The organism is Luteitalea sp. (assembly GCF_044337415.1).
Lineage (GTDB): Bacteria > Acidobacteriota > Vicinamibacteria > Vicinamibacterales > Vicinamibacteraceae > Luteitalea.
The window spans coordinates 22,660-43,621 of the sequence record NZ_JBIINP010000019.1; the positions used below are offsets into that span (position 1 = coordinate 22,660).

General features: G+C 70.3%; 22 protein-coding genes and 1 tRNA gene. 9 read left to right on the forward strand and 14 right to left on the reverse strand.

The window, feature by feature from the left end:
- Positions 1-4: 4 nt before the first annotated feature.
- The 11 genes from accC to pilM are packed head-to-tail and all read right to left on the reverse strand — an operon-like array spanning position 5 to position 10,959.
- Entirely contained in the window at positions 5-1,366 is a 1,362-nt protein-coding gene (gene accC / locus ACIRDX_RS05550) for an acetyl-CoA carboxylase biotin carboxylase subunit (RefSeq protein ID WP_396624410.1), read from the reverse strand.
- A gap of 14 nt (positions 1,367-1,380) precedes the next feature.
- Positions 1,381-1,863, reverse strand: coding sequence for an acetyl-CoA carboxylase biotin carboxyl carrier protein (accB, locus tag ACIRDX_RS05555; RefSeq protein WP_396624411.1), 483 nt, complete (start codon positions 1,861-1,863; stop codon positions 1,381-1,383).
- 2 nt (positions 1,864-1,865) lie between these two features.
- A complete protein-coding gene (locus tag ACIRDX_RS05560; protein WP_396624412.1) occupies positions 1,866-3,026 on the reverse strand; it encodes a M24 family metallopeptidase in 1,161 nt (386 codons plus the stop codon).
- 27 nt (positions 3,027-3,053) lie between these two features.
- A complete protein-coding gene (locus ACIRDX_RS05565) occupies positions 3,054-4,592 on the reverse strand; it encodes a tetratricopeptide repeat protein (RefSeq protein ID WP_396624413.1) in 1,539 nt (512 codons plus the stop codon).
- Positions 4,593-4,621: 29 nt separating this feature from the next.
- Positions 4,622-5,404, reverse strand: a complete 783-nt coding sequence (locus tag ACIRDX_RS05570) for a PKD domain-containing protein (protein WP_396624414.1) — start codon at positions 5,402-5,404, stop codon at positions 4,622-4,624.
- Positions 5,405-5,417: 13 nt separating this feature from the next.
- Positions 5,418-6,041 carry a hypothetical protein gene (locus tag ACIRDX_RS05575; protein ID WP_396624415.1) on the reverse strand — a complete coding sequence of 208 codons (624 nt, stop codon included), beginning with the start codon at positions 6,039-6,041 and terminating at the stop codon, positions 5,418-5,420.
- Positions 6,038-8,107 (reverse strand): type IV pilus secretin PilQ, encoded by a 2,070-nt coding sequence (gene pilQ, locus ACIRDX_RS05580; protein ID WP_396624416.1) that lies wholly within the window; start codon positions 8,105-8,107, stop codon positions 6,038-6,040. Before pilQ ends, ACIRDX_RS05575 begins: the two co-directional genes overlap by 4 nt.
- On the reverse strand, positions 8,104-8,613 hold the full coding sequence (locus ACIRDX_RS05585; protein WP_396624417.1) for a hypothetical protein: 510 nt from the start codon (positions 8,611-8,613) through the stop codon (positions 8,104-8,106). Before ACIRDX_RS05585 ends, pilQ begins: the two co-directional genes overlap by 4 nt.
- Positions 8,614-8,622: 9 nt before the next feature.
- Entirely contained in the window at positions 8,623-9,258 is a 636-nt protein-coding gene (locus ACIRDX_RS05590; RefSeq protein ID WP_396624418.1) for a type 4a pilus biogenesis protein PilO, read from the reverse strand.
- Between the two features lie 10 nt (positions 9,259-9,268).
- On the reverse strand, positions 9,269-9,901 hold the full coding sequence (locus ACIRDX_RS05595) for a PilN domain-containing protein (protein ID WP_396624419.1): 633 nt from the start codon (positions 9,899-9,901) through the stop codon (positions 9,269-9,271).
- A complete protein-coding gene (pilM, locus tag ACIRDX_RS05600) occupies positions 9,898-10,959 on the reverse strand; it encodes a type IV pilus biogenesis protein PilM (protein ID WP_396624420.1) in 1,062 nt (353 codons plus the stop codon). The genes ACIRDX_RS05595 and pilM overlap by 4 nt, the downstream gene beginning before the upstream one ends.
- Before the next feature lie 473 nt (positions 10,960-11,432).
- Here pilM and rplM point away from each other — a divergent pair, with 473 nt between their 5' ends.
- The 7 genes from rplM to ACIRDX_RS05635 all read left to right on the forward strand — a co-directional run bounded on the left by rplM (position 11,433) and on the right by ACIRDX_RS05635 (position 16,722).
- Complete coding sequence (rplM, locus tag ACIRDX_RS05605; RefSeq protein ID WP_396624421.1) at positions 11,433-11,864, forward strand: 50S ribosomal protein L13; 432 nt, start codon at positions 11,433-11,435, stop codon at positions 11,862-11,864.
- Positions 11,865-11,869: 5 nt separating this feature from the next.
- Positions 11,870-12,262 (forward strand): 30S ribosomal protein S9, encoded by a 393-nt coding sequence (rpsI, locus tag ACIRDX_RS05610; RefSeq protein WP_396624422.1) that lies wholly within the window; start codon positions 11,870-11,872, stop codon positions 12,260-12,262.
- Positions 12,263-12,378: 116 nt separating this feature from the next.
- Positions 12,379-13,206, forward strand: a complete 828-nt coding sequence (rpsB, locus tag ACIRDX_RS05615) for a 30S ribosomal protein S2 (protein ID WP_396624423.1) — start codon at positions 12,379-12,381, stop codon at positions 13,204-13,206.
- Positions 13,207-13,329: 123 nt separating this feature from the next.
- Entirely contained in the window at positions 13,330-14,190 is an 861-nt protein-coding gene (gene tsf / locus ACIRDX_RS05620; protein WP_396624424.1) for a translation elongation factor Ts, read from the forward strand.
- Positions 14,191-14,397: 207 nt separating this feature from the next.
- The gene (pyrH, locus tag ACIRDX_RS05625) at positions 14,398-15,117 is read left to right on the forward strand and encodes a UMP kinase (RefSeq protein ID WP_396624425.1); all 720 of its coding nucleotides are present in this window, start codon (positions 14,398-14,400) and stop codon (positions 15,115-15,117) included.
- A gap of 22 nt (positions 15,118-15,139) precedes the next feature.
- Entirely contained in the window at positions 15,140-15,709 is a 570-nt protein-coding gene (gene frr, locus ACIRDX_RS05630; RefSeq protein ID WP_396624426.1) for a ribosome recycling factor, read from the forward strand.
- Positions 15,706-16,722, forward strand: coding sequence for an asparaginase (locus tag ACIRDX_RS05635; protein WP_396624427.1), 1,017 nt, complete (start codon positions 15,706-15,708; stop codon positions 16,720-16,722). Before frr ends, ACIRDX_RS05635 begins: the two co-directional genes overlap by 4 nt.
- 155 nt (positions 16,723-16,877) lie before the next feature.
- On the opposite strand, the gene ACIRDX_RS05640 is transcribed toward ACIRDX_RS05635, so the two are convergent.
- From ACIRDX_RS05640 to ACIRDX_RS05650, 3 genes are all read right to left on the reverse strand, one after another.
- A complete protein-coding gene (locus ACIRDX_RS05640) occupies positions 16,878-17,963 on the reverse strand; it encodes a 6-phosphofructokinase (protein WP_396624428.1) in 1,086 nt (361 codons plus the stop codon).
- A 226-nt stretch (positions 17,964-18,189) separates the two neighbouring features.
- Positions 18,190-18,528: an ACT domain-containing protein gene (locus ACIRDX_RS05645; RefSeq protein ID WP_396624429.1), complete on the reverse strand. Its 339-nt coding sequence runs from the start codon at positions 18,526-18,528 to the stop codon at positions 18,190-18,192.
- Positions 18,529-18,658: 130 nt separating this feature from the next.
- Positions 18,659-18,734, reverse strand: a tRNA-Ala gene (locus ACIRDX_RS05650).
- Between the two features lie 271 nt (positions 18,735-19,005).
- Here ACIRDX_RS05650 and ACIRDX_RS05655 point away from each other — a divergent pair.
- Together ACIRDX_RS05655 and ACIRDX_RS05660 are read left to right on the forward strand one after the other, a co-directional pair.
- A complete protein-coding gene (locus ACIRDX_RS05655; RefSeq protein ID WP_396624430.1) occupies positions 19,006-19,230 on the forward strand; it encodes a zinc ribbon domain-containing protein in 225 nt (74 codons plus the stop codon).
- Between the two features lie 69 nt (positions 19,231-19,299).
- Positions 19,300-20,952 carry a PHP domain-containing protein gene (locus ACIRDX_RS05660; protein WP_396624431.1) on the forward strand — a complete coding sequence of 551 codons (1,653 nt, stop codon included), beginning with the start codon at positions 19,300-19,302 and terminating at the stop codon, positions 20,950-20,952.
- Positions 20,953-20,962 lie beyond the last annotated feature (10 nt).

Below are 20,962 nucleotides of genomic sequence, written 5' to 3' on the forward strand. Positions count from 1 at the left end.
CCGCCTAGGCCTTCGGCGGCGTGGGCGGCGCGAGGAAGCGCTCCATGAACGCCGTCGAGATGCGCGCCTGCTGGAAGTCCTCGTCGGCGAGGATGCGCAGGTGCATCGGCACCGAGGTGTGGATGCCCTCGATCACCGTCATCTCGAGCGCGCGCCGCATGCGCGCGATCGCCTCCTCGCGGTCGCGGCCGAACGACATGAGCTTGGCCACGAGCGAGTCGTAGTTGGGCGGGACCGTCGCCTCGGCGTGGATGAAGGTGTCGACGCGGATGCCCGGGCCACCGGGCAGGCAGAAGGCGTCGATGCGACCGGGGCTCGGCGCGAAGGTCGTCGGGTGCTCCGCGTTGATGCGGCACTCGATGGCGTGCCCGCTCATCTGCACGTCGTCCTGCGTGAACGAGAGGCGCTCGCCGGAGGCGACGCGGATCTGCTCCTTCACGATGTCGATCCCGGTGACCAGTTCGGTGACGCCGTGCTCCACCTGCAGGCGCGTGTTCGCCTCGATGAAGTAGAGCTGGCCCGTGCTGGTGTCCATCAGGAACTCGAAGGTGCCCGCGCTGGCGTAGCCGACGGCCTTCGCGGCGTCGACGACCATCTTGCCGAGCGCAGCACGCTGCTCGTCCGAGATGACGGCCGACGGGGCTTCCTCGATCAGCTTCTGGTGGCGTCGCTGCACCGAGCATTCGCGCTCGCCGAGGTGCACGACGTTGCCGTGCTCGTCGCCGAGGATCTGCACCTCGATGTGGCGCGGCGCCTCGAGGTACTTCTCGAGGTAGACGTCGCCGATGCCGAAGGCCGCCTGGGCCTCGCGCTGCGCCGTGCGGAGCGCCTGGCTGAGCTCCTCGGGCGACCGCACGATGCGCATGCCGCGGCCGCCGCCGCCGTTGCTCGCCTTGATGATGACCGGGTAGCCGAGGTCGAGGGCGACCTTCTGGGCGTCCTCCTCGCTCTCGACGGCGCCGTCACTGCCGGGCAGCGTGCTGACGCCGGCCTTCTTCATGGCCCGACGGGCCCGCGACTTCTCGCCCATCAGCCGGATGACCGATGGCCCCGGCCCGATGAACTTGATGTGGCAGGCCTCGCACACCTCGGCCAGGTAGGCGCTCTCGGACAGGAAGCCGTAGCCCGGGTGGATGGCATCGGCGCCCGTGATCTCGGCGGCGCTGATGATCGCGGGGACGTGCAGGTAGCTCTCGCTGCTGCGCGCCGGGCCGATGCAGACGGCCTCGTCGGCGAACCGGACGTGCAGGCTGTGCTCGTCGGCCTCCGAGAAGACGGCGACCGTCTTGATGCCCATCTCCCGGCACGCACAGATCACGCGCAGCGCGATCTCGCCGCGGTTGGCAATCAGGATTTTCTTGAACACGCAGGAATCCCGGGCTAGCGCGCGCGCACCGCGAACAGGCGCTCCCCGTACTGCACGGGCTGGCCGTTCTCCACGAAGACCTGCACGACTTCGCCGTCGTACTCCGAGACGATTTCGTTCATCAGCTTCATGGCCTCGATCAGGCAGAGGACCTGGTTCTTGCGGACGGTGTCGCCGACGTTGACGAACGGCGACGCGGTGGGCTCGGGCGCCCGGTAGAACGTGCCGACGATGGGCGACTTGACGACCGCGAGCTCGACGCCCTCGGCTTCGGTCACCTCGCTGGCGGCGGGCTCGGCGGGAGCCGGGGCGGCGCCACCGACGGCCGGGGCCATCACGGGCATCGGGAGCGAGTGGGCCGGGCTCATGAGCATGGTCGGGGCGTCATGGCCCTTCTTGCGCACGCGCAGCTTGACGCCTTCCTGCTCCAGTTCGAACTCGGAGAGCTCGTGCTCCCGGACCAGGTCGAGGATCTGCTTGATTTCGTCGAGTGTCATCGTCAGTGTGCGGTCGGCCAGCCGAAGGGCACGTCCGTGATCCGTTCGTGTCCGTCCGCCGTCACGACCACATCGTCCTCGATGCGGATACCGGCGCGGCCCGTCACGTAAGCCCCCGGTTCGATGGTGCAGGCCACGCCAGCCTCGAGGGGGGGCTGGGCGGCGTCTTCCGGGCGTGGGCGCGCCAGGCGCGGTGCCTCATGCACTTCGAGGCCCAGCCCGTGTCCCGTCCCGTGTCCGAATGCTTCCCCGAGGCCCGCGGCCTCGAGCACCTGTCGGGCGGCCCGGTCGACGTCGGTCGGCAGGACGCCCGGGCGAACCGCGGCGCATCCGGCCTGCTGCGCCGCGCGGACCGCGTGGTACTGACGGTCCACCTCGGACGAAGGGTGCCCCAGACACACGGTCCGGGTCAAATCAACGCAGTATCCGCCGTAAACACCCCCGAAGTCCAGCACCACCACCTCGCCGGCCTCCAGCCGGCGCGCCGTGGGCCGGGCGTGCGGAAAGGCGCTGCGGGGGCCGCTGGCCACGATGGTGTCGAAGGCGGCGCGCGAGAACCCCTCGGCCCGCACCCGCGCGTCGATCTCGGCTGCCACTTCCAGTTCCGTGCGGCCGGGCCGTGCCACGCCATCGGCCAGGATGCCGCGCGCGGCCGCGGACAGGCGGGTGCCCCCCTCGCGCAGCAACGCCAGTTCCTGGGCGTCCTTGACCCGTCGAAGGTCCTCGATCAGGTCGAGCGGGTCGTCGAGCAACTCCCCGGTCCAGTGCGCGCCGATCAACGCGCGCTGCAACTGCCGCGCGTCGTGCACCGAGAGCGCCCGGCTCTCGAGCAGGAGGCGGCGCGCGCCTTCGCCGGTGGCATGCCGGGCGATCCGGACCGGGGCCGATACCTCGGCGGTCGGGACCGCGGCCAGCACGTCGGCGCCCACCTCGGCCACGCGAGCCGACGCGGCGGCCTCGTACCGGGGGTCGACGAGCAGATGCAGGCAGCCGTCAGCCGTCAGCAGGCCGGTGCCGGCGGTCGCCTCGAGGCCGGAGAGGTAGCGGAGGTTCGGCAGGTGCGACACGACCAGCGCATCGACGCCCGCAGTTCGAAGGGCAGCCGCGGCGCGAGCCAGGCGGCCGCGAAAGTCGAATACGGGTAGGGAGTCCGGGGCGCGCACGGCGCCCCAGTGTAGTCCCGGACGCGCCTAGGACGGCAGGTGACTGAACAGGGTGGCGCGTCTGGCCCGGACCGCCGCCAGCAGTTGCTCGAGCGAGGCCAATGCCGGGGCCGGGTCGACCTGGGCCGCATCCTCGATGGCCGCCTCGACCGCGAGGTCGGCCATGGCCATGCGCACGGCCGTGATCTCGCTGGTGGGCGGCTCGAGCGACCCGACGGCGTCGGTGCGCAGGGCCTCCACCGCCACATCGGCCATCGCCATGCGCACGCCGGAGAGGTCGGTGGGCGTGGACTCGATCGCGGTCGGCATCGGCTCGCGTGACGAGTCAGGCGCACCCGCACGGGCGAACACTTCGTCGAGCGCAGACGCGAGCGAGCCCTGCCACGCGCCTTCGGGCACCGCCTCGGCCGGGTCGCCGAAAGGCACCGGATCGACGCCGGTCGCTTCGCGGGTGGTGAAGGACGCCGGCACGACCCGCTCCTCGTCCTGCCCGAGCACGTCCTGGAACGGGGTCGTCGACACCTCGTCGGGACCGGCGAGGGCCCAGGCCGCCGACGGCCCGTCCTGGACCGCCCACGCGCCCGTGGCATCGTCCTGATCCCAGGCAGACGACGGCCGGGCTGCTGCCTCGCCGGCAGGCGGCGGCACGTCGGCCCAGCCAGCGAAGGGCACCGGGTCGCTGGCGCCGGTGCCGGCGTCGCCGAAGTCGCTCCAGAAGTGGGCCGGGGCGTCGCCTGCCGTCGGTTCTGCCGGTTCGGGCCCCGCGGCGTCGAAGCTGACGAGCGGGGCATCGATCGTCGGGGCATCCCAGATGCCGGGCGACGGCACCGCCGGCGACTCGTGCAGGGCCGCCGGCGTGGTGCCCTCCCCCGCTGGCGGGTCGAGGGCCCAGGAGAACACGGGCGCGGCGTCGGTGATCGGCTCGCTCGCCGATGGGGCCGGCACCGGCCAGATGCCCGCGGGCTCTTCCCCCTGCAAGTGCGGGGGGGTGAAACACATGGTCGGCGCGTCGCCATGGGCGAACGCCACGGCGGTGTCGGCCTCTGGCGGCACGCCAGCGGCGGGCTCCTCCGGAGCCGGCGGCAGGGGCGGCGGCGCCGGCAGCGTCCAGTCGGGACCGAGGCCGAACTCCTGCGGCCCGTCGGCGCCGGTGCCCCACGCGCGAGCCACGAGGTCCATGGGGATATCGGCCGTGTCCTCGCTGGCCGGGGCCTGCAACGCCAGGTCGGGAGGTGGCCCGATGAGGCGCGGCGGCGCGAGGGCGAGGGCGGCGCGCGCGGCGTCGAGGGCCCGCACCGCGGCGAAGTTGTCGGGGGCTTGCGCCACCGCCTGCTCGAGGGCCTCGATGGCGCCGGTCAGGTCCCCGGTGTCGAGGAGCGCGCGCCCGAGGGTCACGCGCGCCGAGACGTACGCCGGATACTGCGCGAGGCCGTCGCGGCACACCGCGATGGCCTCGTCGAGGCGACCCGCGCGGCGATGCTCCTCCGCGAGGGCGGCAAAGGCGGCCGGCGTCGCATGCGACTGCATGCGGCGCCGGAGCTGGTCGAGCGGGTTCCCCGTCGGCATGACGTGGCGTTCCTGGCTGGCTCGGCGGCCTATGGCCGCGCGAGCACGTCGATCTGCTTGGTCACCGACACCTTGTTGCCCAGCGCGTTGGTGACGGTGAGCTTCACGAAGTAGTCCCCCCGCTGCGGGAACTGGTACCGGATGACCCGGCCCTGGAGGATGATCCCGCGGTCGTCCATGTTCCACTCGTACTGCAGCGTCGGGGCATCGAAACAGTCGGCCGGCTGCGTCGCGTTCAGCGGGCAGTCCTTGGAGAGCCCGGCATCCAGCGTGACCTCGTCCATAGCGTACGGCTCGGACGGCCGCCACGAGAAGTTCGCGATCGGCTGTCCCGGGAACACGATGGTGCCGAGCGGCACGAGGCGGATGCTCACGGCGCGTTCGATCGCGTTGGCGTAGTCGCCGCTGAGGGGCGAGAACGCCACCTGCACGACGTTGCCGCGATCGGCGTTGCCGCTGAGCCCGCCGGGAGGCGCGGTATAGACCACCGTGGCGCGTCCGTCCGCGCCGGTGCTCAGCTGCTTGGACGACAGGCTGCCGAGGTCGACGATGGCGCCGTTGACGCGGATGTCGGCGCGGAGCGGCACGCCCGGCCTGGGCTCGCTGTTGGGCCCGCGCGCGGTGACGGTGATCTGGGAGGTCGACAGGCCATCCGTGTTGAGCACGTCGGGCGAGGCCAGGACCTGGAGGGACAGCCCCAGTTCGGACGGGCCCGTCGCGGTCGGGATGTCGGGCTTGGACGTGCAGGCCGTCGGGGCCCACAGGGCGGCCACGGCCAGGAGCAGGAGCGAGGAACGTCGTGCGGTCATCATGGCTGCACCTGGCCTACTCGGGATCCGCCCAGTCGGCGAAGTTGACGCTGAGTGAACCGCTCACGGTCGCATCGCGGCCGGTCTGGTCCTTGCCGAAGAAGGTGACGTCGGCAATCGTCGAGATGATCAGTGCGCCGCCGCGAATGCCCACCAGGGTCACCAGGGGCTTCTCGAGCTTGGCCTGCGCACGGACCAGCGTGAAGGTGAGGCTCGACGGCGTCTCCCCGATGGTGCCGCTGACGGCGCCCTCGAAGGCATACGGCACGTCCTCGCCCGGCGTGTTGCGGCCGTCGGTGCGGCGGAACTCCACCCGGTAGCGGTTCAGCGTGATCATGTTGTTGGCCGTGGGCCCGGTGGCCACGTCCTTCATCGCCAGCGACAGCGTGACGCGGCCGTTGTCCTCGTAGATGCTCCCCTTGGTGAGCACGTCGGACCGGAGCACGTTGCTGAAGGCGTTGGTCTCGGCGCCCGAGGCGGCCTCGAGGCGCTGGAGCACGAGGTAGGACGACCCCTGCCCCGTGCGAACGGTGCTGCTGCAGCCGCCGACCAGTGCGGTGGCGGCGGTGAGCAGGGCCAGGGCCGCGGCGCGCGTCGTGCGCGCCCGCCCGTGCTGCGTCAGGTCTCGCGTAAGTCTCATTTGACGGGTCCTCCGTCCCGCAGGATGCGCGGCGTGATGAAGATGAGCAGCTCGCCCTCGTCGTCGGTCGTCGAGTCGCGCCGGAAGAGACGACCGATGAGCGGCACCTTGTGCAGGCCGGGCGTCCGGTCCTCGGTGAACTGCGTCACGGCCTCGTTGATGCCGCCGATGACCGTCGTGCCCTGGTCGGCGACCAGCACGCGCGTGGTGACGCGCTGCGTGTTGATGGAGCGGTTGCCGTTGGCCTCGACCTGGCCCGGCGAGCCGTTGTCGACGTCGACGTCGAGGATGACGGTGTTGGCCTCGGTGATGCGCGGCGTGACGGCCAGGGTGAGCGCCGCGGTCTTGAACTGCACCTGCGGCACCGGCTGGATCACGTTGACGCCATCACCCGCCACCGGTGTCTGCAGCGTGGTGTAGGGAATCTCCTGGCCGCGGGTGATGGTGGCCTTGACGTTGTTCTGGGTCACCACACGGGGCCGCAGCATGATGCTGACGCGGCCTTCGGTCTCGAGGGCCGACAGCGCGACGTCGAGGTTGAACGCGCCGTTGATGCTCCCGAGCTTGAGGAACGCGTTGTCGGCGGCGGTGTTGACCGCGCCGGCCACGCCCCCGGTCACCACCGAGTTGGGGAACGCCAGCGGCAGCGTGTTGCCCAGCTCCGGCGTCGCCTTGCCGCCGAAGCCCCACAGCAGTCCGAGCTCGCGCGCGGCGCTCTTGGTGGTCCGCACGATGCGCGCCTCGATCTCGACCTGCGCCTGCGGCCGATCGAGCTCGCCGAGCAGCTGCTGCGCCTTGGCGATGCCGTCCGGGATGTCGAACAGGATGAGGGTGTTGGTGTTCTCGTCGACCTGCACCTCGCCGAACGTGGTCAGCCCGGTCTTGGCCACCAGCTCGGCGATGTCGGCGGCGTTGGCGTACGAGAGCCGCACCGTGCGGTACTCCTTCTTGGAGACCGCCAGTTCGCGCAACCGCTCCTCGGCCTGCTTGCGGCGGTCGGCGGCCTCGCTCGAGAAGGTGGTGGTCGGCGCGATGCGGACGATCGTCCCGTCGACGCTGTAGGCGAGCTGGTTGGCCCGCAGGATCATCTCGAGCGCCTGATCCCATGGCACGTCTCGCAGCGTCACGTCCACCACGCCCTTGACCCCGGGGTCGATCACCAGGTTCAGCCCCGTGACCTCGGCGAACGTCCGCAGCACGGCGCGCAGGTCGACGCCCTGGAAGTCGAGTGAGATCGGGTGGCCGGTGTACTTGCCGCCGCTCATCGCCTGCGTGGTGACGACCGCAGGGGGCTCGCTGGCCACGGGGGCCGGCGGGACCGGCACGGGCGTCGTGGTGCGACGCACGGCCGCACGCGGCGGCGCGGGCGCGGGCGTCGGGGCCGGCTCGGGCGCCGGCGCATTGACGACCGGCGTCGGGGCCGGCGCAGGCGCAGGGGCGGACGCGGGGGCGGACGCGCGCGCCGTCGCCGGGGCGGCGGCGCCGAACGTCCGGCTGAGCGCCTCGTCATCGCGCCGCGCGCGCTGCGAGGGGTTGCCGATGGTCACCAGCAGGCTGCGCTGGTCGGCCGTCGGGCGGACCTTGTACAGGAAGGTCCCGGAGAGGTCGACGACCACCCGGGTGACCAGCGGCGAGGCGCTGTGGCGCGCCACGCGCACCCGGCGCACCAGGCCGACATTCACCGGAGTGGTCGCGGCCACCTTCGGCTCGACGCCGGCGAAGTCGAGCACCAGCCGGGCCGGCGCCGCGTCGGGCACCTGCACGGCCGACGACACGAGCTTGCCGTCGCCGTCGAGCGTGACGACCACGTCGCCGTCCTCGCGCGAGGCGCGCACGGCCGTCAGCGTGCGAGCCGCGTCCGGGGCGGCGGGCTGGCCGGCCGGCCTCGCGGCCGGCGACGAAGACACGCCCCATGGCGTGTCGATGAGCAGGCGCTGTCCATCCTGGACCAGCTGCAAGACCTCGCGAGGCGTCACGGGAGCGTTCGACGCGTGCGGCCCGGTCGGGACGCCAACGACGAGGACCGCCGTGAGGGCTGCGAGGATCGGCGTGCGCGGGCGCATCATCGGGACTCCTCTGTGGTTCTCAGGGACTTGCGGATCTCCCGCTGCTTCACGGGAGACAGCGGATCCTCGACCCGCTGCAGGAAGACGACGGCGTCGGCGCCCACGACCTTGACGGTGCCGTCGTAGAGCGTGTCGCCGGGGTGGAGGGTGTAGGTCTTGTTGTCGGGCGCCTGGACGATCGCGAGCAGCTTGCCGTTGGTGCGCAGCACGCCGCGCACGCTCAGTTCGCCGATGAGCAGCCCCCGCACGCCCGACGGGCGCCCGGCCACCGGCAGCTTCGACTCGCCGCGCGACAGCAGGCTCACGAACGGGTCACGGCGGCCCGCCGGGTCATAGCCGGCCCGGTCCTCCGGGGCGCCGGACGCGGCGGCAGGCGTGGTGCCTCGCGGGGCGGTGACGGGCGTGGCGGGCGTGGTCGTGGCCTTGCTGGCCGCGGCCTGGGCAAAGCCCGGCACGGCCATCACGACCGACAACAGCACCACGCGGCAGGTCAGGTTCAGCAGCATGACGACACCTCAGCGCGCCGCGGCGGGGGGACGGGCGCCGCCGGTCGCCGGACGCCCGGGACGAGCGCTGGGCACCGGGGCAGGCGCTTCCATGAGGACGAAGGTGGTGACGGTGCACTGCGCGTCGACCGTGGCCGGCGACGGGTCGCCGCTCTCGCGCGCCGCGATGTTGATGCCGGAGATGTTGATGATCCGCGGCATCCGGCTGACCTTGTCGAAGAAGGCGCCCAGGTCGTGGTACGTGCCCTCGAGCGACAGCGAGATCGGCCACTCGGCGTGCTGGGCGCGCTGCGCCACCGGGTTCGGCTTGAAGCCCCGGATGGTCAGGTTCGACTGCGTCGCGAGCGTCTGGATGCGACGCAGGAGATCGCCGACGTCCTTCTGCTCCGGCAGCACGTTGCGCAGGGCCGAGAGGCGTGCGTTCAGCTCGGCGATGCGCGAGCGGAACTCCGGCAGGCGTCGTTCCTCGACGCGGGCCCGGGCGATGCCGGTCTCGATCTTCCGGCGCTCGGCGTGCGTGCGCGCCACCTTGGCCTCGAGGTCCACGGCGAACATGTAGTGGTGCGTCGCGACGAGGCCGGCGCCGAGCACCACGTACAGGGCCAGCTGGCCCCACCACGGCACCTTGTTGAGTCCCAGATCCATGACAGGCTCCTCAGCGACGGGCCGGCGGGCGGGCCGCGGCGCCAGGACGAGCGGGGGTCGCGTCGGGCGGAGGCTCGATGGCCCCCATCGGGAACGTGGCGCGCACGGTGAACTTCATGACGTCCACCTGATCGCCGTTCTCGACCTCGCTGTTGATGATTTCGACCGGCCGATTGAAGGCGCCGGAGTTCTCGAGGTTGCCGATGAGATCCGACAGCGCCGTCAGCGTCGTCGTGCGTCCCTCGAGCGTGACGTCGGCCCCGGCCTGTCGCAGGGTCGTCAGCCAGAGGCGATCGGGCAGCTGGCGGCTGACCTGGTCGAGCAGGGTGACGGGCGACCGCTGGCCCTTGCGGAGCTGCTCGATGAGGGCGACGCGCTGCTGCAGGAGCGCGGTCTGCGCCTCGAAGCGCGCGAGTTCCTCCGTGACGGCCTTGAGCCGCTTCTCCTCGGCGCGGGCCACGGCGAGCTGCCGATCGGCGTTGGCCTGCTGCGACTGGAGGTCGAGATGGCGGTACGCGGCCCCGGCGACGCACAGCGCGACGAGGCCCGCGCCCAGCAGGTGGACCTTGTTGGCGCTGAGCCCCGAGAACGCGGGGGCCTTGACGGCCTGCTGATCGCTCGCGAGGAGGTTGACGCGAATCATCGGTCCCCCTTCCGGCGCAGCGCCAGGCCGACGGCCACCGTGGCAGAGGCCGCGGCCTCCGACAGCACGGGCACACCGAACTTGGCCGCGTCGAAGCTGACGGTCTTGAACGGATCCAGGAACTCCACGGGATAGCCGAGTCGCTCCTGCAGGGCGTCGACCAGGCCCGAGACCTGCGCCCCGCCGCCGGTGACCATCAGCAGGTCGATGTGGTCCGCGCCGGTCGTGCCGCGGAAGAAGTCGAGGGTCTTCTGCACCTCGAGCAGGACGGCCTCGGTGACCATCTGGAGGCTCGGCCCCGTCTGCGTCGGGTCGAGCCCGTCGGCCGGATACCCGCGCTTGAGCAGGTCGGCGCTCTCCTGCGCGATCTGGAAGTCCTTCTGGAGGGCCTCGGTGTAGGCGTTGCCGCCGATCGGCACGTCGCGCGTGAACAGCGACTGGTCCCCGCGGACGATGTTGATGTTGATCGCGCTGGCCCCGATGTTGAGCAGGGCCACGATGGCGTCGCGCGTGCCGTAGTTGGCCTCGTAGGCGTTCTGCAGGGCGAACGCATCGACGTCGACGATGGCCGGGACCTTGCCGGCCTGGGCGATGACGCCCGTGTAGTCGGCGATGGTTTCCTTCTTGGCTGCGACCAGCAGCACATCCATCGTGGCGCCGGCGGCGCCCTTGGGCGGACGGCTCAGCACCTGGTAATCGAGGTTGACGTCCTGGATGTCGAACGGGATGTACTGCTCGGCCTCCCAGGTGATGGAGGTGGCCAGTTCGGCATCGGTCATCGCCGGCAGGGTGATCTTCTTCACGATCACGGCGTTGCCGGACAAGGAGGCGGCGACTTCCTTGTTCTTGATGCCGAGGCGGTCGAACAACCGGCGAATGGCGTCGGCGACGGCAGTGCCGTCGATGATCGCGCCATCGACGATGGTGTCGGCCGGCAGGGGCTCGACGCCGAACGCGACGACCTTCCAGCCCTTGCCCGAGGCTTTCAGCTCGACCGCCTTGACGGCACTCGACCCGATGTCCAGCCCGACGACGGGTTTCTGTTTGCGGAACAGCACGCCGACCTCACCTCTGAATCCGAGGAAACTCCCCGCCACCGGCGTCGTGCCTGACGGCAGGTCCGTAACCGACACAGGTCGAGGCAAGGGGGATGCCAACCAGAAATGCAATCGGCTTTCACGGAAAATGCTCCACGGTGGCCGAATCCGCACGCGGAGGTCGTCGGTGGGCTGGCAGTTTTGTGACAGGGGGTGCCGGAGAAGCGACGACATGGCTACCCAACGTCAGGTGGTGACCGGCCGACCGACCGGGGCGCGCCGTAGAGTCCTTCGCGCGCGCGAGGGGGCTGGCGGGCGCGCGGGTGAGGGTGAAGGCGTGCCTGGTCAGGCCGGGTCAGGCCAGGTAAGCTCGGCGGGGAGGGTAGGCCAGGGTGGGCCAGACGGGCGGGTCGATGCGAAATGGTTGACATGTTTCGCAGGAGGCGCGTATCATCTCCTTTTGCTGTGTGTCAGCAAGGAGCCAAAGGGTCATCATGAGCACGTTCATTCCGAGCGCCAAGTCCATCGAGCGACGCTGGCACGTCATCGATGCGGCCGGCGAGTCGCTCGGGCGGGTGGCCAGCCTGGCCGCCAAGGTCCTGCAGGGCAAGCACAAGCCGACCTATACGCCGTACATCGACTGCGGTGATCACGTCGTCGTGGTCAACGCGGGCCAGGCCGTGCTGACCGGGCAGAAGGAAGAGCAGAAGCTGTACCGGTACCACTCCGGTTACGAGGGTGGGCTGCGCGAAGAGCGCGCCAAGGACCTTCGGAAGCGTCGCCCGGCGCGCCTGATGGAGGAAGCCATCCGCGGGATGCTCCCCAAGACGAAGATGGGCGACCAGATGTACCGGAAGCTGAACGTCTACGAGCGCGCCGATCATCCGCACGCGGCGCAGAAGCCCCAGTCCCTCGAGGTCGAGTAAACACCGTGGCAGTCATCCAGTACTACAGCACCGGCCGTCGCAAGACCTCGGCCGCCCGCGTCTTCCTGCGCCCTGGCACCGGACAGATCACCATCAACCACAAGCCCATCGCCGAAGCCGTGAACACGGAGGCGCTGCGCCTGCAGGTGCGTGCGCCGCTGGTGCTCACGGAGACGCTCGACAAGTTCGACGTCGTGGCGACGACCTCGGGCGGGGGCATCTCCGGGATGGCTGGCGCCCTGCGCCTCGGCATCTCGCGTGCGCTCTGCCTGTACAGCGGTGAGCTGCGTGGCCGCCTGAAGAAGGCTGGCCTGCTCACCCGCGACCAGCGTGCCAAGGAACGGAAGAAGTACGGCCTTGCTGGCGCGCGCAAGCGCTTCCAGTTCAGCAAGCGCTAGTGCAGGACCCGGGAGTGGCGTTGGCCGCTCCCGGCGCAGGAAACGAGTCCGGGCCATCCGCCTGGAACGTAACGACATGGGACGCAAGAGGCGTCCGAGAAGGTGTTGGAGGAAGCTTGACCCCGATCGCTGTCAAAGACCTGCTCGAGGCTGGTGTGCACTTCGGCCACCAGACCAAGCGCTGGAACCCGAAGATGAAGCCGTACATCTTCGGCGAGCGCAATGGCATCTACATCATCGACCTCGGCAAGACCGCGCGCCTGTTCCGCGACGCCGAGCAGTTCGTGATGCAGCTGGCCAGCGAGGGCCGGACCCTGCTGTTCGTCGGCACCAAGCGGCAGGCACAGGAAGCGATTGCCGAGGAAGCCGCGCGCTGCGGGATGTTCCACGTCAACCAGCGCTGGCTCGGTGGCCTGCTCACCAACTTCACCACGATCCAGCGCTCGCTGGCGCGCCTGCGCGACCTCGAGGCGATGGAAACCGACGGCCGGTACGACATGCTGTCGAAGAAGGAAATTGCGCGGCTCGAGAAGGAGAAGCGCAAGCTCCAGAAGAACCTGGACGGCATCCGTCACATGGAGCGCCTGCCCGATGCGGTGTTCATCGTCGACACCAAGCACGAGCAGATCGCCGTGGACGAGGCCCGCAAGCTGAAGATTCCGGTCATCGGCATCGTCGACACCAACTGCGATCCGGATCAGGTCAACTTCGCCGTCCCCGGCAATGACGACGCGCTGCGGGCCATCCGCCTGTTCGCGTCGCGCATCGCCGATGCGGTGATCGAGGGTCGTGGCGTGCGCGAGTCCGCACAGGCCGAGGCCCAGGTCGTCGTCGGACCCGATGGCGAGGCGGTCGGCAAGGGCGGCGAGCCCCTGCGCGCCCAGCAGCGCGCGCGTCCGGCCTCCGCGCCCAAGCCCGAACCTGCCGCGCCGGCCTCGGTGTAATCGAGGCCGCCCGTGGCGGCACGCAAGTCCGAACGCCGGCCGACACCCTCGGCCGGCGTTTCGTGTGTCTAGCGGGGTGCCCCAAGGCGCCTCTCCCACGTCTTTCTTCACGGAATCACACCCATGGCAATCACCGCTGAGATGGTCAAGAACCTGCGCGAGCGTACCGGCGCGGGCATGATGGAGTGCAAGACGGCACTCACCGAGAGCAACGGCGACGTCGACGCCGCGATCGAGTACCTGCGCAAGCGCGGGCTCGCCCAGGCCGCCAAGCGCGCTGGGCGCGTCGCGTCCGAAGGTGTCGTGGGGATTCGCATCAGCGACGACCGCACCCTCGGCGTCCTGGCCGAGGTGAACTGCGAGACCGACTTCGTGGCCCGCAACGACGGCTTCAAGGCTCTCGTCGACGAGATCACCACCACCGTGTTCACGAGCGATCAGCCCCACGCGGCGCTGGTGGCCGCTGACGGCGCCATCGGCCAGCGCATCACGGCCGAGATCGCCAAGGTCGGCGAGAACATGGCCGTGCCGCGCACCGCCAAGCTCACCGCCGACTACGTGGGCAGCTACTCGCACATGGGCGGCAAGATCGGCGTGCTCGTGCAGATCGACGGCGCGAAGGGCGACGCCGCCTCGCACGACGCCTTCAAGGCGTTCGTGAACGAACTGGCGATGCACGTCGCCGCGGCGGCGCCCGCCTACACCACGCGCGCCGAGGTGCCGGCGGCCGATGTCGAGAAGGAGAAGGAGATCTACCGGGCGCAGATGGCGGCCTCCGGCAAGCCGGCCAACGTGATCGAGAAGATCATCGAGGGCAAGCTCGGCGCCTTCTACGAGCAGGTGTGCCTGGTGGACCAGCCGACGATTCGCGACCCGAAGGTCAAGGTGTCGCAGGCGCTCGACGCGGTCGCCAAGACGATCGGCGCACCGCTCGCCATCAAGGGCTTCGCCCGCTTCAAGGTCGGCGAAGCCAGCCAGGCGTAGTCAAGGCTCAAGGCTCTAGGCTTCAGGCTCAAAGAGCAGGGCTCAGAAGGCTTCCTCACAGGTCACGACACCTGCTGACGTGGAGAATGCTCCTTGAGCCTTGAGCCTGAAGCCTTGAGCCATCCGTGAACACGCCGAAGGGCGGCAGCGGAGGTGCACTCCCCTGCCGCTCTTCGTGTATCTGACGCGGGTATAATCTCCCCCGGCATGTCGTCAGCTCCTGCATACTCCCGCGTCCTCCTCAAGCTGTCCGGCGAAGCACTCATGGGCGACCAGGGATACGGGGTGGACCCCGCCGTGGTCACGCGCATCGCGGAAGACGTCGCGGAGATCCGCTCGATTGGCGTGCAGGTGGCCATCGTCATCGGTGGCGGCAACATCTTCCGCGGGATGGCAGGCAGCGCCCGCGGTATGGACCGGGCCACGGCCGACTACATGGGCATGCTGGCCACCGTCATGAACGGTCTTGCGCTGCAGGACGGCCTCGAGCATCACGGCGTGCCCACGCGCGTCCTGACCGCCATCGAGATGCGCGCCGTGGCCGAGCCCTTCATCCGCCGGCGCGCCATCCGCCACCTCGAGAAGGGACGCGTGGTGGTGTTTGCGGCGGGCACGGGCAACCCCTACTTCACCACCGACACGGCCGCCGCGCTGCGCGCGATGGAAGTCAAGGCCGACGTCATCATGAAGGCGACCAAGGTCGACGGCATCTACACCGCCGACCCGAAGAAGGACCCCACCGCCACGCGGTTCGACCGCATCACCTACCTGCAGGTGCTCGAACAGGGATTGCAGGTGATGGATGCGACGGCGATTTCCCTGTGCATGGACAACAAGATGCCCATCGTGGTGCTCGACCTGAACGCGCGTGGCAGCATGCGTCGCGCGATCATGGGGGAGCCGGTGGGCACGATGGTCACGGCCTGAACACGGAGCAGGACACACCACGATGGACGTCTCGGATCTGAAGTCGCTGTTCGACGAGTCGCGCAAGCGCATGGGCGGGGTGGTCGACCACCTCAAGCGCGAGATGACGGGCGTGCGCACCGGCCGCGCCTCGACCACGCTCCTCGACAACGTGCATGTCGAGGCCTACGGCACCTCGATGCCCCTCAACCAGGTGGCACAGCTCTCGGTGCCCGAGTCGACGATGATCGTCGCGCAGCCGTTCGATCAGAGCCTGATGGGCGCGATCGAGAAGGCCATCCGCGCCGCCAACCTCGGGCTCAACCCCGCCAACGACGGCAAGGTCGTGCGCATCCCGCTGCCCGCCCTCACCGAGGAGCGCCGCAAGGAGCTCACGAAGGTGATCCACAAGCTGGCCGAGGAAGCGCGTAACGGCGTGCGCCAGGTGCGGCGCGACGCCAACGACCGGCTCAAGAAGCTGCTCAAGGACTCGGCCATCTCCGAGGACGACGAGCGGCGCGGCCTCGACGAGGTGCAGAAGCTGACCGACCAGCACGTGCACCAGATCGACGACCTGCAGAAGAAGAAGGACCAGGAACTCCTCACGGTGTGACCCGCCCCACCGTCGCGATCCTCTTCACCGGCGGCACGATCTCGATGCGCATCGATGCGCGGTCGGGATCGGCCGTGCCGGCCATGCGCGGCGGCGACATCCTCGCGCACGTCCCGCAGCTGGCCGATGTCGCCGACATCGAGCTCGAGGACGTCTCGCAGCTCCCCGGTCCCCACGTCACGCCCGAGCACATGTGGCGCCTCGCGCGCCGCATCGCGGCGTGGCTCGAGCGGCCCGATATCGATGGCGTGGTCGTGACCCACGGCACCGACACGCTCGAGGAAACGGCCTACTTCCTGGAGATCGCGCTGCGCACCGCCAAGCCCGTGGTGCTGGTGGGCGCCATCCGCACGATGTCGGAACCGAGCTGGGACGGCCCGGCCAACCTGGTGCACGCCGTGCAGGTCGCCGGGGCGCCCGGCTCGCGCGGCCGCGGTGTGATGGTGGCCATGAACGAGCAGATCCTCTCGGCCCGCGAGGTCGAGAAGGTCCACACGGAGGCCGCGGCGTCCTTCCAGTCGCGCGAGTTCGGTCCGGTGGGCGTGGTCGATGCCGGCGTGGTGCGCTACCTGCGCGACACCCCGCGCGAGAGCGACTGGAGCGACCCCGAGGCCGATGGCCTGCTTCGCGTCCGGCGCCTGGAGCCGGATGTCGACCTGATCAAGGTGGCGGCGGGCGCCGACGGCCGCTTCGTGCGCTGCTCGGTGGCCAGCGGGGCCAAGGGGCTGGTGATCGAGGCCCTTGGGCGGGGCAACGTGCCGCCCGCCATGCTGGACGACCTCGCGGCCGCCGTGGCTGCGGGCCTGCCCGTGGTGCTCACGTCGCGCTGCGGAGCGGGCAGCGTGCGAGAGAGGTACGGCTACGAGGGGGGCGGCCGCGGGTTGCGCGATCTGGGCCTCATCTTCGCCGGACGCCTGAGCGGCGTGAAAGCACGCATCAAGCTGATGCTGGCCCTCGGCCACACACACGATCACGACGCGCTGCGGGCGATCTTCGACGATCCGATGTCATAGGCTCAGGGCTCAGGACTCAAGGCTCAAGTCACAGGTGCAAGGCCCAAGGCTCGAGAGAGCAATCTGCAAGGGCGGGTTCAAATGCAACGGGCGCCCCTGTGAGGAGGCGCCCGTGGTGTTTCTGAGCCCTGAGCCCTGAGCCGTGAGCCCTGAGCCTATTCGTCGCCGAAGCTGATGCCGAGCGACTTGGCGGTGCGGACGACGTCGCCGTCGGCCGGCACGAGGCGCATCTTGCCGCCGACGTCGGCCAGCGGGATCGAGCCGATTTCGGGCGGGTGGAAGGCGACCATGCGGTCGCTCTCGCCCTTCATCAGGAGTTCGACGGCCATCGCACCAAAGCGCGTCGCGAGCATGCGGTCGAAGCTGGTCGGCGAGCCGCCGCGCTGCAGGTGACCGAGCACCACCGTGCGCGTCTCCTTGCCGGTGAGCTTCTCGAGCTCCGCCGCGATGCGGTGCCCCACGCCACCGAGACGCTCGACGTAGCCGCCGTCGGCCGCCTTGACCAGCGACACCTTGCCGCCCTTCGGCACGGCCCCCTCGGCCACGACAACGATGCTGAACTTGGCGCCGTACGAGTCACGCTCCTTGATGCGCCGCGCGACGATGTCGATGTCGTACGGAATCTCCGGGATCATGATCACGTCCGCGCCGCCGGCCACGCCCGAGTAGAGCGCGATCCAGCCCGCGTAGCGTCCCATCACCTCCACCACCATCACGCGCTGGTGCGCCTGCGCCGTCGTGTGGAGTCGGTCGATGGCGTCGGTGGCAAACGTCACCGCGGTGTCGAACCCGAAGCAGTTCGTCGTGCCGACGATGTCGTTGTCGATGGTCTTGGGAACGCCGATGATCGGCATGCCCTTCTTGTTGAATTCGTGCGCGATGGAGAGCGTGCCGTCGCCGCCGATGACGACCACGCCGTCGATCTGCAGCTTGTGGAACATCTCCATGCACCGCTCGGCGTAGTCCCGGGGGCCGTCCGATGTCTCGATCGGCTTGAGGAACGGGTTGCCGCGATTGACGGTGCCGAGGATCGTGCCGCCGAGGCGCAGGATGCCCGTCACGTTGCGCGGGGTGAGCACGGTGTGACGGTTGGTCTCGAGCAGCCCGTCGAAGCTGTTCTCGAGCCCCAGGCACTCGATGCCGTGGTTGTAGGACGACTTGACCACGGCACGGATGACCGCGTTCAGGCCGGGGGCATCCCCGCCACCGGTGAGTACACCTATCCGACGGACCTTGCTCATACGAAGACGTCTATCCTCTGGAGTGATCGGGAATTCCGGCGCTCGCGCACGCGGAGGCCTGCTGAAGTATAAACGCAAACCAGGGGCGGCCCCGACCTGCGACCTGCCCGTCATGACACAACCAGCCATCCGGCCCCATCGACGGGCCTGCCGGCGACGCGGCATCGATGCTGTCGAGGTGCCCCCGGGCTCAGCACACCCCGGCCGTTGCGGGGTGGCAGACCGGTCAGCCCACCACGACGCCGACGCGCCGCCAGGTGTCGGCGGCAGCCTCGGCGTGGTCGCTGCGAACCAGCACGTAGTCGGTGTCGAAGGTCGACAGGACGAAGATGGGAACGCCGGCGTCGGCAAGCGGCGCTGACAGGCGGGCCAGGATGCCCGTCAGCGAGAAGTCGAGCGGCCCCTGGACCATGAAGGCCACGAAGGGGCCCTCGTGCCGCACGCCGCCAGGGACATGGGCGCACTCGACGACGACCGAGAGCTCGTCGGGCGTCCTGGTGACCGAGGTCACGCTGCCCTGCCCCATCCACGGCGCCAGCAGCGCGTCGGGGGCAAGCCGGCACACGGCGAATTCGCCGTGGAGGCGAACGAGGACGAGGGGGGGCACGCTGGGCGGGTCAGGGACGGGACACATGGCCTGAAACGACGAACGCCGCAGCGGCCAGAGGGCGCATGCGGCGATTCGGACGGGATGTTGGTGGACGGCAGGAGGCTCGAACTCCCGACCTCCGCGTTGCGAACGCGGCGCTCTCCCAGCTGAGCTAGCCGCCCACTCCCTGTCGACCGGCCCCGTGCGGGACCGCGTGGCCTCAGGCGGCGACGCCGCGCCTCGACCGAACGCAGAGTGTAGCACAACTTCTCAGGCCGCAGGCAGAAGTCCGTGGCTCTCGCCCCGGCGTGTTCGACGCGGCCCGCGCAGCAACGTTCGGTGCGTTGGTGAGCCTTGGGCCTTGAGCCTTGAGCCCTGAGCCCTGAGCCCCGAGCCCCAAGCCCCGGCCGAGGGCATTAGGCGCGCGGCACCTGCATTTCTATAATGGAGACCGTGCCCATCTTCGAGTATCGCTGCGACCACTGCGGCCACCGCTTCGAAGCCATTGTCCTGAACGGCAAGCCGCCGGAGCTGTGCCCGGCCTGCGACCATCCGGACCTGCGCAAGCAGATTTCCACGTTTGCGGCACATGCTGGCGGCGCGCCAGTGGCGGCGGCCCCGGGCGCCTGTGGCAGTTGCGGCGACCCGCGCGGCCCCGGCAGCTGTCGGATGCACTGAGCCCGGGAGCGTCCCCTGTTCCACCTTCGCCGCCGCTCGCCCGTCGCCGTCGCCGACACGCTCGACCACATGGCCGGGCTGTCGCGCGCGCTCGGCCGCGCCCACGACGCCGCGCACTGGGCGCGCGTCTCGACGGCGATCCGCCGCATCGCGGACCACCAATCGCGCACGCCGTGGAGCCTGATCCGGCGCTCGCTTGACACACAAGGCCTGCTCACGGTCCGCGACACCGACCTGCTCGAGCGCCTGCGCCGCGTCGACCACGACGAGATCGCGCAACTGCACCGCCGTCTTCCGGCCGCCGCGCGCGCCCTGATCCGGCAGGGCCAGCATCCCCTGCGCCACCGCGTGGCCGACGAAGACCTGCTGCTGGATGCCGACCTGGCGCGGCACCTGCCCGACGATGTGCTCGACCTGCTGATGCCGCCCGATGCCGACGAGGGCCACGTGCCGCTCGGGCGTGCCTGGATGCAGGCCAAGCAGGCGCGCAAGGAACTCGCCGCCGCGGCCGGGGCGCCCGATGCCTGGCACCTGCTGGGCGGCCTCAGGCGCACCGACCCGCTGAGCCCGGATGTCGCGGTGCTTGCGGTCACGGGGGATCCCGAGGGCTGGACACGCCGGGTGGTGGGTGCCGTGCCGCGCGACGTGCTGGTCGTCGCCGGCGTCCGCGGCGTCGCCATCGCCGCCGACCCCGAGCCCATCGTCGTGCACGCGACCACGCCCGATGCCGCCCCGACCAGCCTGCTCTGGTACACCGGCCCGCGCCTGCACGTGCGTGAACTCGCTGCGCGGGCGAACGCGCGCGGCTTCACGCTCTCGCGCGACGCGCTGCTCGAGGGCGACGCGGCGGTCCCGGTGACCGATGAGGCGGCGATTTACGCGCGCCTTGGCCTGCCGTTCATCCCGGTGGAGCTTCGCGGACGCGAGGGTATCGTGGCGACCGCCGACGCCGGCGAGTTGCCGCAGCTGGTCGAGGTGGAAGACATCCGCGGCGACCTGCACATGCACACGGTGTACAGCGATGGCCGTGACAGCGTGGCGGGCATGGTGCACGCCGCGCGGGCGCTCGGCTACCGCTACATGGCGATCACCGATCACTCGCCGACATCGCGCGCCTCGCGCGTGCTGAGCCTGGAACGGCTGGCCGAGCAGGCCGGGGAGATCGCCGCGGTCCGCGCGCTCGTGCCCGACATCACGATCCTGCAGGGCATCGAGTGCGACATCCAGGAGGACGGCAGCCTCGACGTGCCCGACTCGGTGCTCGAGCGCCTCGACATCGTGCTGGCCTCGATGCACGAGAGCTTCGGGCACTCGCCGTCCCGCATCCTGCAGCGCTACGAGCGCGTGCTGGCGCACCCGCTGGTGAACGTGATCACGCACCCGGCCAACCGCTCCCCGGGACGTCAACCCGGCTACGCCCTGGCCTTCCCGCGCCTGTTCGAGGAGGCGGCACGCACGGGCACGGCCGTCGAGATCGACGGCGCTCCCGGTCACCTGGACCTCGACGCGCCGCTGGCCGAGCTGGCGGCGTCGGTCGGTGCGCCGATCCTCGTCGACAGCGACTGCCACATGGCGGAGCGCCTCGGACGACAGATGCGGTTCGGCATCGGCCTGGCCCGACGCGCCGGACTGACGCGTGCGCAGGTGTTGAACACTGGCGACATCGACGTGATCCGGCAGTTCGTGGCGGCCAAGCGCGCCGGCCGGCCCCGACTCGCATGATGAGGATGCC